The sequence below is a fragment of the Plantibacter sp. 2H11-2 genome (assembly GCF_050031945.1).
GTDB lineage: Bacteria > Actinomycetota > Actinomycetes > Actinomycetales > Microbacteriaceae > Plantibacter > Plantibacter auratus.
Map to the genome: position 1 here is coordinate 14,848 of NZ_JBNBBL010000005.1, position 13,881 is coordinate 28,728.

A 13,881-nucleotide genomic window follows, 5' to 3' on the forward strand; every position below is an offset into this window, starting at 1 on the left:
CCGCCGCGCCGAGGCTCTCCTGAATTGCGAACAGGGTCGGATGACCGACACGGGTTGCGTCGGGCAATGTATGCGCTTACACTCAACCGGTACAGACTTCAGCAAGGACGGTGGCGATGACGCACACGACGCACGAGCGGACCAAGGTCCGCAGGCGCAGACGACTCGGAGCAGCGGCGATGATCGCCGCGGCGGCCTTGCTCGTCTCCGGCTGCAGCATCCAGATCAAGAGCGAGCCGGATCCCTCGATCCCCGCCGACACGATGCTGCTGGCCTCCGACAAGGGCACCCCGATGCTCGAGCGGAACTTCAACCCCTACCTCGTGAACAAGCGCTCGGCCTCGAGTTACATCTACGAGCCGCTCGTGATCATCAACGTGCTCGACGGCAAGGAGACGCCGTGGCTCGCCGAGAAGGTCGACCTCCCGGACGCCCGCACGATCGACTACACGATCCGCGACGGCGCCACCTGGTCCGACGGTGAAGCCTTCACCCCTGAGGACGTGAAGTTCACCTTCGACCTCATCAAGCAGTACCCGACGCTCGACCAGAAGGGCGCCTGGCAGCACATCGACACGATCGAGGTGAAGGGCCAGCACGTCATCATGCACCTGCTCGACGACGACGCCCCCGCGGCCGACATCGTCTCGCAGACGCTCATCGTCCCGGAGCACATCTGGAAGGACGTCAAGAGCCCCGACACCTGGCGGAACCCGAACCCGGTCGGCACCGGCCCCTACGTCCTCGGCAATTACACCTCGCAGCAGTACACGATGGACAAGAACGAGACGTACTGGCAGGCCGACAAGATCGAGGTCAACCACCTCGTGATCCCCGCGGCCACCGGTGAACTCGACATCGTGACCAAGGGCTTCGACTGGGCGTACTCGTTCCTGTCGAACGTCGAAGGCACCTGGGGTGCGGCAAACGACCACAACAAGTTCTGGTTCCCGCCGGGAGGCGTGATCGGGCTCGTGCCCAACATGGACGTCGCCCCGTTCGACAACGTCGACGTCCGTCGCGGCATCGCCCTGGCGCTCGACCGCGACAAGATCGCCGACGCAGCGACCGAGGGCTACCTCGGTGCCGCCGGCCAGTCGAGCCTCATGCTCCCCAACCAGGAGGCAGAACTCGACCCGACCCTGCCGAACCAGGGCATGATCACGCAGGACACCGCCGGCGCCCTCGAGGCCTTCGCGGCCGCTGGGTACACCCAGCAGGGCGGCAAGCTCGTCGACGCGGCGGGCAAGCAGTTCAGCTTCTCGATCACGACCGCCAACGGCTACGCGGACTGGCTCCGCGCGGTCCAGGAGGTCCGCAAGGAGCTCGGCGCCCTCGGCATCGACGTGCAGATCAAGCAGCCGCAGCCGCCGGGGTACCAGCAGGCGATCCAGAGCGGCGCCTTCGAGGTCGCCATGGGTGGTATGGGCAACGGCATCATGTTCCAGGGCTTCAACAACAGCTTCAACAGCGAGTTCGCGAAGCCGATCGGCGAGACGACGTCCAGCAACTTCGGTCGTTACCGCAACCCGCAGATGGACCAGCTGCTCGCCCAGTACAAGGAGACCACCGACGAGGCCACTCGCCTGGGGCTGAGTCACCAGATGCAGCAGATCGTCTACAGCGACTTCCCGGTCATCGGCATGTACTACGGCGGACTCTGGGGCCTCTACAACGACAAGAAGTTCACCGGCTGGCCCGATGCGGACAACCCCTACGCACCGCTGCAGACCTACGACCAGACCCCGCTCCTCGTGTTCACGCACCTCAAGCTCCGGAAGGACGGTGAGTGACCGTGTACATGGTGCGCAAACTCGGCCTCTTCGTCCTCACCCTGTGGGCGGCGGTCACGCTGAACTTCCTCCTGCCGCGGCTCATGCCCGGTTCCCCGACCGACGCCGCGATCGCGAAGCTCGCGCAGAACGGCCCGGTCTCCGCGGCCACGCGTGCGGCGATCGAGGCCCAACTCGGTGTCCCCGGCGGCAACCTCTGGGAGCAGTACGTCACGTACCTCCACCAGGTCGTCACGCTCGACTTCGGGGTCTCGTACACCTTCTTCCCGCAGTCGGTCGGTGAGCTCATCTGGCAGGCGTTCCCGTACACGATCATCCTTCTCGGGATCGTGACGATCGTCGCCTTCATCCTCGGCACCCTCATCGGCGTGCTCGCGGCCTGGCGGCGGAACACCTGGCTCGACGCCCTGCCGACGCTGAGTGGCACCTTCGCCAGCACGTTCCCATACTTCTGGACCGCACTGCTCCTGCTGTTCTTCGCCGGCTACGTGCTCCACTGGTTCCCGACCTCGGGTGCCTTCGGCCCGACGGCTTCGCCTGCCTTCACCTGGGACTTCATCGTCGACGTCGCGTACCACGCGGTGCTGCCGGCGCTGACGATCCTCGTGACGAGCCTCGGTGGCTGGATCATCGGCATGCGCAACGCGATGATCAACACCCTCGGTGACGACTACGTGACCTTCGCCGAGGCGAACGGTCTCCGTGGTCGCACGGTCGCCATCAAGTACGCGGCCCGCAACGCGATCCTCCCGAACCTCACCGGCTTCGGGCTCGCGCTCGGCGGTGTGGTCGGCGGCTCGATCCTCGTGGAGCAGGTCTTCGGATACCCGGGCATCGGCTTCCTCCTGTTCAACGCGGTGATCGGACAGGACTACCCGCTCATGCAGGCGCTCTTCCTGCTCATCACCGTGAGCGTGCTCATCGCCAACTTCCTCGTCGACATCCTGTACGGCGTACTCGACCCAAGGACCCGCCGATGACCACCACACAGCACGTCAAGACACTGCAGTCCGACCAGGCCGTGCGTCCGCCGAGGAAGTTCGCCTTCATCGGTCGATCGGCGGCGACGCTCTGGGCCAACTGGAAGTCCCGCCTCGGGCTCATCATCCTCGCGTTCTTCATCCTCGTCGCGATCTTCGCCCCGGTGCTCGCACCGTACGGCGCGAGCCAGGACGGGTTCCCCCGGAACGCCGACTCGAGTCCCGAGCACTGGTTCGGGACGACAGCGGCGGGCGAGGACGTCCTCAGTCAGCTCATCTACGGTTCGCAGATCAGCGTCACGGTCGGATTCATCGCGGGCATCCTGTCGACGATCGTCGCGGTCCTGATCGGCCTCAGCTGGGGCTACATCAAGGGCTTCGGCGCCGAGGTCGTCAACTTCATCGTCAACCTGTTCCTCGTGGTGCCCGGCCTGCCGCTCATGATCGTCATCGCCGCGTACCTCCAGAACGGTGGGCTCGTGATGATCGTCGCGGTCATCGTCATCACCGGGTGGGCGTGGGGTGCCCGCGTGCTCCGCAGCCAGACGCAGTCGCTGCGTTCGCGTGACTTCGTGACCGCGGCCCGCTTCTCCGGCGACCGACCGTTCCGCATCGTGTTCAACGAGATCCTGCCCAACATGACGTCCCTCATCGCCGGTGGCTTCTTCGGTGCCGCGACGAGTGCGATCCTCGCGGAGGCCGGCCTCGAGTTCCTGGGCCTCGGCGACTCGTCGATCGTCAGCTGGGGCACCATCCTCTACTGGGCGCAGAACTCCAACGCCCTGCTCACCGGTCAGTGGATCCTCCTCTTCGCCCCCGGTCTCTGCATCGCGCTCCTCGCGATGAGCCTCACCCTCATCAACTTCGGTGTCGACGCGATCAGCAACCCGCGCCTCCGTGAAGGGAAGTCACGATGAACGCCGTCAACCTCCAGGCCGAGAGCGCATCCGCGCCGGCAGCCGGGACCGGAGCGCTCCTCGAGGTCCGCGACCTGTCCGTCGTCTACGAGTCCGTCGGCGCCGCGCCGGTCCAGGCGGTCGACCACGTGTCGTTCTCCGTCGGTGCCGGTGAGTTCATCGGGCTCGTCGGCGAGTCCGGCTCCGGGAAGTCGACGCTCGGCTTCGCGGCCACCCGCTTGCAGAAGCCGCCTGCCCGCATCAACGGCGGGCAGATCCTCTTCGGTGGCAAGGACATCCGCGAGCTCGGCGACGAGGCGCTCCGTGAGCAGCGTCAGGGCGGCTTCGCCATGGTGCTGCAGTCGGGCATGAACGCGCTCAACCCGGTCCGCACGATCCGCAACCACTTCGTGGACATCTTTAAGGCGCACGGCCACGTCTCCCGCGACCGCTGGGACGCTCGGATGGCCGAGCTGGTCGACAAGGTCGGGCTGACGCCGCAGGTGCTCGCGCGCTTCCCCGGCGAGCTGTCCGGCGGCATGCGTCAGCGCGTGTCCATCGCACTGGCCCTGTCGCTCGAGCCCCGCCTCATGGTGTTCGACGAGCCGACCACCGCGCTCGACGTCCTCGTGCAGCACGCGATCATGGACACGATCACCGAGCTGCAGCAGGCCGAGGGGTTCACCGCCATCCTCATCAGCCACGACCTCGGCGTCGTGCTCGAGGCGACGCAGCGCGTGCTCGTCATGCACGAGGGTCGCATCGTCGAGGACGCCCCGAGTCGCGACATCCTCGAGCGTCCGCAGGACCCTTACACGCGGATGCTGCTCAGTCACTACGCCGACCCGCGCGCCGCGGTCGTCGAGCTGCCTGGCTTCCCCTCGCGTGCGAACCGGGGCACTGCTCCGGTGTCCGGCACCACGACGAGCGTCCCGACCGCGACGAGCGCGAGCTCCGAGTCGGGCAAGGCCTCGTCGCGCGCCGGTCGTTCGGCCGAGTCGGCGGTCATCGTCGACGCCGTCTCGAGGGTCTACCCGCCGCCGCGCCGCGGTGAGTCAGCGGTGACGGCCGTCGACGACGTGTCGTTCACGCTCGAACCCGGTCAGTCGCTCGCGCTCGTGGGGGCCTCGGGCTCCGGCAAGTCGACCATCGCGAAGCTCATCACGGGAATCGAGAAGCCGACCTCCGGTGCGGTCCGCTTCGGTGACCTCGACGTCGCCCAGCTGAACCGCAAGGGCATCCGGAACCTGCACAAGAACGTGCAGATGATCTTCCAGGACCCGTATGCGGCGCTCAACCCGCTGCACACGGTCGAGTACACGCTCACCCGTCCGGTGGTGAACTTCACCGGGCTGAAGGGTGACGCGGTGCGCAAGCGCGTACTCGAACTCCTCGAGACGGTGGGCCTCTCGCCCGTCGAGCAGTTCGCGGCGAAGCTGCCCCACCAGCTCTCCGGTGGACAGCGGCAGCGCGTCGTGATCGCCCGGGCGCTCGCGAGCGACCCGCAGGTGCTCATCGCCGACGAGCCCGTGTCGATGCTCGACGTGTCGCTGCGTGCCGGTGTGCTCGCGCTGCTCGAGGACCTGCGTGAGCAGTGGGGCGTCTCGATGCTCTACATCACGCACGACCTGCTGTCGGCGCGACTCGTGACCGACAACATCATGGTCCTCAACCAGGGTCGCGTCGTCGAACGTGGCGAGACCGCGCACGTCCTGCAGCACCCGCAGGATCCGTACACGATCCAGCTGCTCGACGCCGTCCCCAACCCGGCCCGCGCCAAGCGCTGACGCCCGTCCCGTCCCTGCGTTTTCCCCGGTCCCTGCGCCCACCCCTCCCGGTCCCTGAGCTTGTCGAAGGGCCTGGTCTTCCTCCCGGTCCCTGAGCTTGTCGAAGGGCCACACCTCTACATGAAACAGGAGCAACACCCGTGCTGACCTTCCCCGACGGCTTCCTCTGGGGCGCCGCCACCGCTGCCCACCAGATCGAGGGCAACAACATCAACAGCAACTGGTGGGTGCACGAGCACGAAGCCGGGACGAACATCGTCGAGCCCTCGGGCGACGCGATGGACAGCTACCACCGCTACCGCGAGGACATGCAGCTGCTCGCCGACGCCGGGCTGAACACCTACCGGTTCAGCATCGAGTGGGCGCGGATCGAGCCCGAGCGCGGCATCGTCTCGCGTGCCGAGGTCGACCACTACCGTCGCATGGTCGACACCGCGCACGAGCTGGGACTCAACCCCGTCGTCACGCTCATGCACTTCACGGTGCCGCGCTGGTTCGAACGTGACGGGTTCTGGCGGGCGAAGGACGCCGCCGACCTCTTCGCGCGGTACACCGAGCTGACCCTGCCGATCGTCGGCGAGGGCGTCGAACACGTCTGCACCATCAACGAGCCGAACATCGCCGCGATGCTCGCCGGTGGTGAGGACGCGGCGAACCTCGTCGCGTACGGCCTGCCGAACCCGGACCTCTTCGTGGCCGACGCACTCCTCGAGTCCCACAAGCGTTCGCGCGAGGTGCTCTCGCAGGTGTCCGGCCTGAAGTCCGGCTGGACCATCGCGACGCAGGCGTTCCGGTCGAACGGTGAGCCGGGCTCCGACGAGATGCTGCGCGAGTACGGCTACCCGCGTGACGACTGGTACCTCGAGCAGTCCGCCGGCGACGACTTCCTCGGCGTCCAGGCGTACACGCGCACGTTCATCGGGCCGAAGGGACCGCTGCCCGTCGAGGACGGCGTCGAGACGACGCTCACCGGTTGGGAGTTCTACCCTCCGGCCGCCGCCGAAGGTGTGCGGAGCGCCTGGGAGCTGTCGGGCGGGGTGCCGATCATGATCACCGAGAACGGCATCGCGACCTCAGACGACACCCGTCGGATCGACTACACGGACGGCGCCCTGCGCGAGCTCCACGCCTGCATCCAGGACGGGATCCAGCTCGAGGGGTACCTCCACTGGAGCGCGCTCGACAACTACGAGTGGGCGAGCGGCTTCCGACCGACCTTCGGCCTCATCGCCGTCGATCGCGAGACCTTCGTGCGCACGCCGAAGCCGAGCCTCGCGTGGCTCGGGAACGTCGCGAAGGCGAACGGCCTCACGGAGTAGCTGAAGCCCCCGGTCCCGTCCCCAACTCAGGAGTTGTCCGGTGTGTCGGGCTGGTGTGGGTGGCGACACGCGACGGAGTCCTGAGATAGGGGCGCCGGGGTCGCGTGTGGTCCGGTCGTGCCCAACTCAGGAGATGTCCGGTGTGTCGGGCTCGTGTGGGTGGCAACACGCGACGGAGTCCTGAGATAGGGGCGCCGGGGTCGGGTGTGGTCCGTTCGTCCCTGACTCAGGAGCAGTCCGGTGTGTCGGGCTTCGCGGGAGGGCGACACGCCACGGAGTCCTGAGAACGGGACGGTGGGTCGAACGGAGAGAGCCCCGGGCAGCGGTTGCTGCCCGGGGCTCTGTGCATGGTGTTCGGCTGGGGTCCGCATGGGCGGAAGACGCCGGCGGCCGGTCAGCGCTCGCTGCGAGGGCCGCGACCGAAGCGACCACGCGGGCCGCGCTCGTGCGCCGAAGGCTCGGCCCAGCCGAAGGCTCGGGCGATGCTCTCGAGGCTGGCGAGCGTCGTCGCGAGGTCCTCGGGCGAGACGGCGTCGGCGACGGTCTGGCGGACCGCGTCGACCTTGGTGCGGAGCGCGTCGTGCGCCTCGCGACCGGCGTCCGTCAGGGTGATGCCGTCGGCGTCGACGATGACCCAGCCGCGGGCGGCGAAGTCCATGACGATGTCCGCGGTCGAGCGACGAGGACCTCGGTGACCGCGGTGGTGGCCGTGGCCGGGGCCGAACGGTGCGCCGCCGGGACGGTGATCACGACCGAAGCCGGCACCGGACTCGAGGCCGCGCCCGAAGGCCCGATCGTGAGCGGGGTGGCCGTGCTCGTGGCCGCTCGGACGCTCGGCGGATGCGGTGTCCGCCGTCGTCTCGGCGGTGCGCTCCGGGCGACCGAAGCCGCGACCGAGGCCGAACCCGCCGCGGCGGCCGAACCGTTCGGAGCCGCGCGGTCCGTGGCGGTGTGGCGGGAGCGAGGCGTCGAGCTCCTCGACGCTCGACGCGCCGGAGGCGATGAGCTCGAGCGTGCGCCAGCTGCGGCGGCCGAGGCCGTCCTCGGCGAGCACCTCGTGCATCGAGTGCTTGAGCGCGTGATCGACGGTGCGGAGCCAGAAGCCGAGCGGGCGCGCTGCGGACTGGGTGGTGGACTGCTCTGGGGAAGTCGTGAGGGTGTTCATGGGTGGTCTCCTTATTTGCATGCTCTGTTACATGTAAATGTATAATGACATGTATGTCCGACGATCGTCAAGCGCAGCCCAGCGAACCCACAGCAACCGACCCGGTGGAGATGATCGAGCAGGCCCTCGTCCAGATCCGACGGGACCAGTCAGGCCGTCGCTTCGGCGGACGCGGTGGGCGCGTCGGGCCCGGCCATCACCACCACGATGAGCACGGGGGCGGTCATCGGCACGACGCCGACGGCGGCGCTGAGGATGAACGCGGGCGCGGGCGCGGTCCCGGCTTCGGACCCGGCTTCGGCGGGCCCTGGGCTCCCGGCGGCGGCCCCCGTCACCCGCGTGAGCAGGCGATCGCACAGGCTGCTCGGTTCCGGATGCTGGACGCGCTCGCTCGTGATGAGGCGGCCGGTGGCATGGGGATCAGTGCGCTCGCGGAGTCGATCGGCGTCGACCAGCCTCGCGCGAGCAGGCTCGTGGCCGAAGCGACGAAGCGCGGCGAGGTCGCTCGCGCAGTCGACCCGAACGACGGTCGACGCAGCGTGGTGCAGCTGAGCGCCGCCGGCCGCGCGGTCCTGCAGGAGGCGCACCGGGGCCGACGCGACGCGGTCACGACCGCGCTCTCGGGATTCGCGCCCGAGGAGGCGGCGCAGTTCGCCGCGTACCTCGAGCGCTTCGTCGCCGCGTGGCCGCGCCCCGACACCGACCGGTAGCTCGCCCGCCTGATCCTCGACTCCGGGTTCGCAATTCAGGAGCGTCCCGGTGAGTCGAGCCGGATCATCCCCTCGGTGGCCGGACGCGCCGGCGTGCGCCTGAGTGCTGCACGATCGGACCCGTCCGGTCCATGCCGTTCGCAATTCAGGAGGAGTCAGGCGTGTCGGCCTGGGGATGGCCGTCTCGCGGGAGAACCGCCGGGGCGCTCCTGCCTTGTGAACGGTGAGGCGGCGTCGGGACCCCGCTCTCGCTACTCGGGGCGGAGGCGGAGCTCCTGCATCCCGCCGTCGACGGCGATCGAGGTGCCGGTCGTCGAGCCTGATCGCGGGCTCGCCAGGTAGGCGACTGCACCGGCGACCTCGGTCGCGGCGACGAGTCGGCCATGCGGCTGGCGTGCCTCGAGCGCGGCGCGCTCGGCGGCCGGGTCTGGCGCGCTGTCGAGCAGTCGGCCCACCCACGGGGTGTCGGCCGTGCCCGGGTTGACGCAGTTCACCCGGATGCCCTCGCGCAGGTGGTCGGCGGCCATCGCTCGCGTCAAGGACAGCACGGCCCCCTTCGTCGCCGTGTAGAGCGCGCGCTGGGGGAGCCCCGCCGTCGCGGCGATCGACGCGGTGTTCACGATCGCGGCCGACGGCGACTCGCGCAGGTGTGGGAGGGCCGCGCGCGTCACGCGAGCCATGCCGACCACGTTGATGTCGAAGACGCGGTGCCACTCGTCGTCGTCGTTGGACTCGATGGTGCCCTGCGCGCCGATACCGGCGTTGTTCACGATGATGTCGAGGCGGCCGAACCGTGCGACGACGGCGTCGATCGCCGCGCGGACCGACGCGTCGTCGGCGACATTCGCCCGCACCGACAGGCGGGTGGCGGAGTCCTCGTCGGGCGACGGGTTCAGGTCGAGGATCGCGACGCTCGCGCCAGCTGCGGCGAGGCGTTCGACGATCGCGGCGCCGATCCCCGAAGCGCCGCCGGTGACGATCGCGACGAGTCCGTCGAACTCGCCGGTGTCTTCGGCGCTCATGCGCGGGCTCCGAGTGCCTCGGCTGGCTTCGCCGCCGGCGCGATTCCGGGGACCGGGTCGACGAACCGCTGTCGCTGGCGACCGAGGCCCTCGATCTCGACCTCGCAGACGTCGCCCGGTGCGAGGTAGGGGAAGCGGCCGGAGAGCGCGACGCCCTCGGGTGTGCCGGTCAGGACGAGGTCGCCGGGTTCGAGCTGCAGGTACTGGCTCAGGTGCCAGATGACCGTGGCGACGTCGAAGATGAGGTCCGCCGTGCTCGAGTCCTGACGCGGTTCGCCGTTGACCCAGCTGCGGAGTCGCAGAGCGCCGGCGTCGACCTCGTCGGGCGTCACGAGCCACGGGCCGGTCGGGTTGAAGCCCGGAGCGCACTTGCCCTTCGACCACTGCCCGCCACTCGCCGCCATCTGGAAGTCGCGCTCCGACACGTCGTTCGCGGTGACGAAGCCGGCGATGCGGCCGAGGGCGTCCTCAGGGCCGTCGAGGTAGGAGGTGCGCTCGCCGATGACGACGCCCAGCTCGACCTCCCAATCGGTCTTCGTGCTGCCGCGCGGGATGCGGACGTCGTCGTTCGGGCCGACGACCGTGTTCGGCGTCTTCAGGAACATGATCGGGATCTCGGGCGGAGCGGATCCGGACTCTGCCGCGTGCGCCGCGTAGTTCATCCCGATGCAGACGACCGCACTCGGCCGGGCGATCGGAGCGCCGATCCGGAGCTCGTCGGCGCCGTCGAGGACGGGGAGCGCACCCGACTCGAGGGCGGCGCGAACCTGATCGACGCCGCCGCCGGCGAGGAACGCTCCGTCGATGTCGGGAGTGATCGATCGGAGGTCGTAGGCGGTGTCTCCCGCGAACACGACGGGGGTCTCCCCGTCCGCGGGGCCGAGTCTGGCGAAGCGCATGCTGGTCCTTCCGGTTCCGCCGGTGCCCGCGTGCGGACCCGGCTCCGTAGCCGATAACGTCTGAACTCTACCGCCCGACCCGGCCGTTGCAACAAGTGATTTGGTCCACGCTGAGCGCATTGACAGCCCAGACATCGGATGTCTAAGCTCGGTGGCACCAGCCCGAAGGAGCATGCCGACGTGAGTACCATCATCGGATTCGAGACGCACGACGTCCGGTTCCCGACCTCGACCACCCTCGACGGCTCGGATGCCATGAACCCCGACCCCGACTACTCCGCCGCCTACCTGCGGCTCGTGACGGACGCGGACGACGGCCACGAGGGCCACGGCTTCGTCTTCACGATCGGACGCGGCAACGACGTCGAGGTCGCAGCCATCCACGCCCTCCGGGACCACCTCCTCGGTCGCGAGGTCGAGCCCGTGCTCGACGCCCTCGGGTCCTTCTGGCGCGAACTCGTCTACGACTCCCAGCTCCGGTGGCTCGGCCCCGAGAAGGGCGTCATGCACATGGCGATCGGCGCCGTCGTCAACGCGCTCTGGGACCTCAAGGCCAAACGCGCCGGCCTGCCGCTCTGGCGGCTGCTCGCCACGATGACGCCGGAGGAGCTCGTCGAGCTCGTCGACTTCCGCTACCTGAGCGACGTCCTCACCCCGGACGACGCCCTCGCGATCCTCCGACGCGCCGAACCGGGACGGAAGGCCAGGACCGAGGCCCTGCTCGCCGCCGGGTACCCCGCCTACACGACCACGCCCGGGTGGCTCGGCTACTCCGACGAGAAGCTCGACCGCCTGTGTCGCGAAGCGGTCGCGGACGGATTCGCGCAGGTCAAACTCAAGGTCGGCGGGAATGTGGAGGACGACGTCCGTCGCCTCGCCATCGCCCGGAACGCCGTGGGACCCGACATCCGGATCGCCGTCGACGCCAATCAGCGGTGGGACGTCGCGGAGGCGATCGACTGGATGTCCCGACTCGCCCCCTACGACATCGCCTGGATCGAGGAGCCGACGAGCCCCGACGACATCCTCGGCCACGCGGCGATCGCGCGCGGCGTCGCCCCGATCCCGGTCGCGACCGGTGAGCACATGGCGAACCGCATCATGTTCAAGCAGTTCCTGCAGGCCGACGCCCTCCAGGTGCTCCAGATCGACTCCACGCGGGTCGCCGGCGTGAACGAGAACATCACGATCCTCCTCCTGGCTGCGAAGTTCGGTGTCCCGGTCTGCCCGCACGCCGGTGGCGTCGGGCTGTGCGAAGCGGTGCAGCACCTCTCGATGTTCGACTTCATCGCCGTGTCTGGGAGCGAGGATGGACGCATGATCGAATTCGTCGACCACCTGCACGAGCACTTCGTCGAGCCCGTCGAGATCGTCGCCGGCCGGTACCGCGCGCCGGTCGCCCCCGGCGGCGGTTCGGAGATGCTCGCGACGTCGATCGCCGAGTTCACCTTCCGGGGCGCCGGTGCCTGACCTCCTCGTCCCGCGGCTCGCGTACGGCGCCGCCAACCTCGGCAACCTCTACCGCGAGCTCGGCGATGAGGAGGCCTGGGCGATCCTCGATGCGGCCTGGGAACACGGCGTCCGCTTCTACGACACGGCTCCGCACTACGGCCTCGGTCTCTCCGAGCGCCGGCTCGGCGCCTTCCTCCGGACGAAGCCTCGCGACGAGTACGTCCTGTCCACCAAGGTCGGCCGCCTCCTCGTGCCGAACCCCGCGGGGGAAGGTGCGCTCGACACGGACAACGACTTCGTCGTCCCGGCGACCGTGCGGCGCGAGTGGGACGCGAGTGAGTCGGGCGTGCGGCGCTCGCTCGACGAGTCCCTCGAGCGACTCGGGCTCGACCACGTCGATGTGCTCTACCTCCACGACCCGGAACGGAACGACCCCGAATCCGGGATCTCCGAGGGGATTCCGGCGCTCGCCGCCCTCCGCGACGAAGGACTCGTCGGGGCGGTCGGGATCGGGTCGATGGACGTCGCCGCTCTGCTCGCCGCGGTGCGCACGGGCCTGACCGACCTCATCATGATCGCCGGTCGGTACACGCTCGCCGAGCAGCCAGCGGGCGAGGAGGTGCTGCCCGCCTGTCTGGAACACGGCGTCGGCGTGGTCGCCGCCTCGGTGTTCAACTCCGGTCTGCTGGCCCGCGCCGTCCCCGACCGTGACGGACGATACGAGTACGGTGCCGTCCCACCTGAGGTCTTCGACCGCGCCGTCGACATCGCCGAGATCTGCCGTCGGTTCGAGGTCGAACTGCCCGCGGCCGCCCTCCAGTTCCCGCTCCGCCACCCCGCCGTGCGGACGGTCGCTGTCGGCGCCTCGCGGCCGGAGCAGATGATCCAGAACGTGGAGCGCTTCGAGGCGCCGATCCCCGAGACCTTCTGGACGGAGCTGCGCACCAGAGGGCTGCTCGGCTGATGCGGACGATCGACGCGCACCTCCATCTGTGGAATCGCGCCGACGGGTATCACTGGCTCGCTTCGGCCGACGAGGCACTTCGCGAGGACTTCACGCCGGAGCGTGCAGCCGCGGAACTGCAGGCTGCCGGCGTCGAAGCGGCGATCCTCGTCCAGGCCGACGACACGGAGCTCGACACGATCTCCATGCTCCACGCATCGGACACCTGCAGCTGGGTGGTCGGCGTCGTCGGCTGGGTACCGATCGACGATGCGAAGCGGGCCGAGGAACTGCTCGACCGTTGGGGAGTGCATCCACGATTCCGCGGCGTTCGTCAGCTGTTGCACGACGATCCCCGGGACGGCCTGCTCCTGGCAGCGCCCGCGCGCCGGTTGGCGGCGGTCCTCGCGGACCGGGGGCTTCCGCTCGACCTCCCGAACGCCTTCCCTCGGCTGCTCCGTGACGCCACCGGACTCGCACGGCTGGAGGAGGGGCTGACGATCGTCGTCGACCACCTCGCGAAGCCGCCGCGCGACGATGAGGCCTTCGAACGATGGGCGACCGAGCTGGCCGCGGCGGCGGCGTCACCGAACGTGGTCGCCAAGGTGTCGGGCCTCAATCGAGCCGGTCGGCCGTTCGTGGCGGCCGACGTGCGTCGGGCCTGGGACACCGCACTCGCCTGCTTCGGGCCCGAGCGGTTGATGCTCGGCGGCGACTGGCCGATGACCGTCACGAGCGGCGGGTACGGTGCGGTCTGGCACGAGCTGTCCGGTCTCGTCGACGAGTTGTCGCCGGCGGAACGCGATGCACTGCGTGGCGGGACGGCGACGCGCGTCTACCGGCTCGACCCCCGCGGGCCGGTCGGCGACGGACTGACATGATCGGGCAGACGGATGGACACGGAACCATGACGAG

General features: G+C 69.2%; 12 protein-coding genes. 9 read left to right on the forward strand and 3 right to left on the reverse strand.

What is annotated here, in order from left to right; genetic code table 11:
- The first annotated feature begins 116 nt into the window (after positions 1 to 116).
- The 5 genes from ACQG07_RS11235 (at position 117) to ACQG07_RS11255 (ending at position 6,775) form a co-directional block, all read left to right on the forward strand.
- Positions 117 to 1,793 (forward strand): ABC transporter substrate-binding protein, encoded by a 1,677-nt coding sequence (locus tag ACQG07_RS11235; RefSeq protein WP_191940389.1) that lies wholly within the window; start codon positions 117 to 119, stop codon positions 1,791 to 1,793.
- Between the two features lie 8 nt (positions 1,794 to 1,801).
- Complete coding sequence (locus tag ACQG07_RS11240) at positions 1,802 to 2,773, forward strand: ABC transporter permease (protein ID WP_085512196.1); 972 nt, start codon at positions 1,802 to 1,804, stop codon at positions 2,771 to 2,773.
- Positions 2,770 to 3,690 (forward strand): ABC transporter permease, encoded by a 921-nt coding sequence (locus tag ACQG07_RS11245; RefSeq protein WP_064297140.1) that lies wholly within the window; start codon positions 2,770 to 2,772, stop codon positions 3,688 to 3,690. Before ACQG07_RS11240 ends, ACQG07_RS11245 begins: the two co-directional genes overlap by 4 nt.
- Entirely contained in the window at positions 3,687 to 5,456 is a 1,770-nt protein-coding gene (locus tag ACQG07_RS11250; RefSeq protein WP_426738341.1) for an ABC transporter ATP-binding protein, read from the forward strand. The genes ACQG07_RS11245 and ACQG07_RS11250 overlap by 4 nt, the downstream gene beginning before the upstream one ends.
- Before the next feature lie 140 nt (positions 5,457 to 5,596).
- Positions 5,597 to 6,775 carry a glycoside hydrolase family 1 protein gene (locus ACQG07_RS11255; protein WP_064297142.1) on the forward strand — a complete coding sequence of 393 codons (1,179 nt, stop codon included), beginning with the start codon at positions 5,597 to 5,599 and terminating at the stop codon, positions 6,773 to 6,775.
- 394 nt (positions 6,776 to 7,169) lie between these two features.
- On the opposite strand, the gene ACQG07_RS11260 is transcribed toward ACQG07_RS11255, so the two are convergent.
- Positions 7,170 to 7,940 carry a hypothetical protein gene (locus ACQG07_RS11260; protein WP_426738342.1) on the reverse strand — a complete coding sequence of 257 codons (771 nt, stop codon included), beginning with the start codon at positions 7,938 to 7,940 and terminating at the stop codon, positions 7,170 to 7,172.
- A gap of 53 nt (positions 7,941 to 7,993) precedes the next feature.
- Between ACQG07_RS11260 and ACQG07_RS11265 the strand changes: the two genes are divergently transcribed.
- On the forward strand, positions 7,994 to 8,650 hold the full coding sequence (locus ACQG07_RS11265) for a MarR family winged helix-turn-helix transcriptional regulator (RefSeq protein WP_426738343.1): 657 nt from the start codon (positions 7,994 to 7,996) through the stop codon (positions 8,648 to 8,650).
- 251 nt (positions 8,651 to 8,901) lie between these two features.
- On the opposite strand, the gene ACQG07_RS11270 is transcribed toward ACQG07_RS11265, so the two are convergent.
- Positions 8,902 to 9,672 carry an SDR family NAD(P)-dependent oxidoreductase gene (locus tag ACQG07_RS11270; RefSeq protein ID WP_124768564.1) on the reverse strand — a complete coding sequence of 257 codons (771 nt, stop codon included), beginning with the start codon at positions 9,670 to 9,672 and terminating at the stop codon, positions 8,902 to 8,904.
- A complete protein-coding gene (locus ACQG07_RS11275) occupies positions 9,669 to 10,571 on the reverse strand; it encodes a fumarylacetoacetate hydrolase family protein (RefSeq protein ID WP_426738344.1) in 903 nt (300 codons plus the stop codon). Before ACQG07_RS11275 ends, ACQG07_RS11270 begins: the two co-directional genes overlap by 4 nt.
- Positions 10,572 to 10,751: 180 nt before the next feature.
- Here ACQG07_RS11275 and ACQG07_RS11280 point away from each other — a divergent pair, with 180 nt between their 5' ends.
- From ACQG07_RS11280 to ACQG07_RS11290, 3 genes are read left to right on the forward strand one after another with little or no spacing between them, the layout of a single operon-like run.
- Positions 10,752 to 12,041 carry an L-fuconate dehydratase gene (locus tag ACQG07_RS11280; protein ID WP_426738345.1) on the forward strand — a complete coding sequence of 430 codons (1,290 nt, stop codon included), beginning with the start codon at positions 10,752 to 10,754 and terminating at the stop codon, positions 12,039 to 12,041.
- Positions 12,034 to 12,987 (forward strand): aldo/keto reductase, encoded by a 954-nt coding sequence (locus ACQG07_RS11285; RefSeq protein WP_426738346.1) that lies wholly within the window; start codon positions 12,034 to 12,036, stop codon positions 12,985 to 12,987. Before ACQG07_RS11280 ends, ACQG07_RS11285 begins: the two co-directional genes overlap by 8 nt.
- Positions 12,987 to 13,847, forward strand: coding sequence for an amidohydrolase family protein (locus ACQG07_RS11290; RefSeq protein WP_426738347.1), 861 nt, complete (start codon positions 12,987 to 12,989; stop codon positions 13,845 to 13,847). Before ACQG07_RS11285 ends, ACQG07_RS11290 begins: the two co-directional genes overlap by 1 nt.
- Positions 13,848 to 13,881 lie beyond the last annotated feature (34 nt).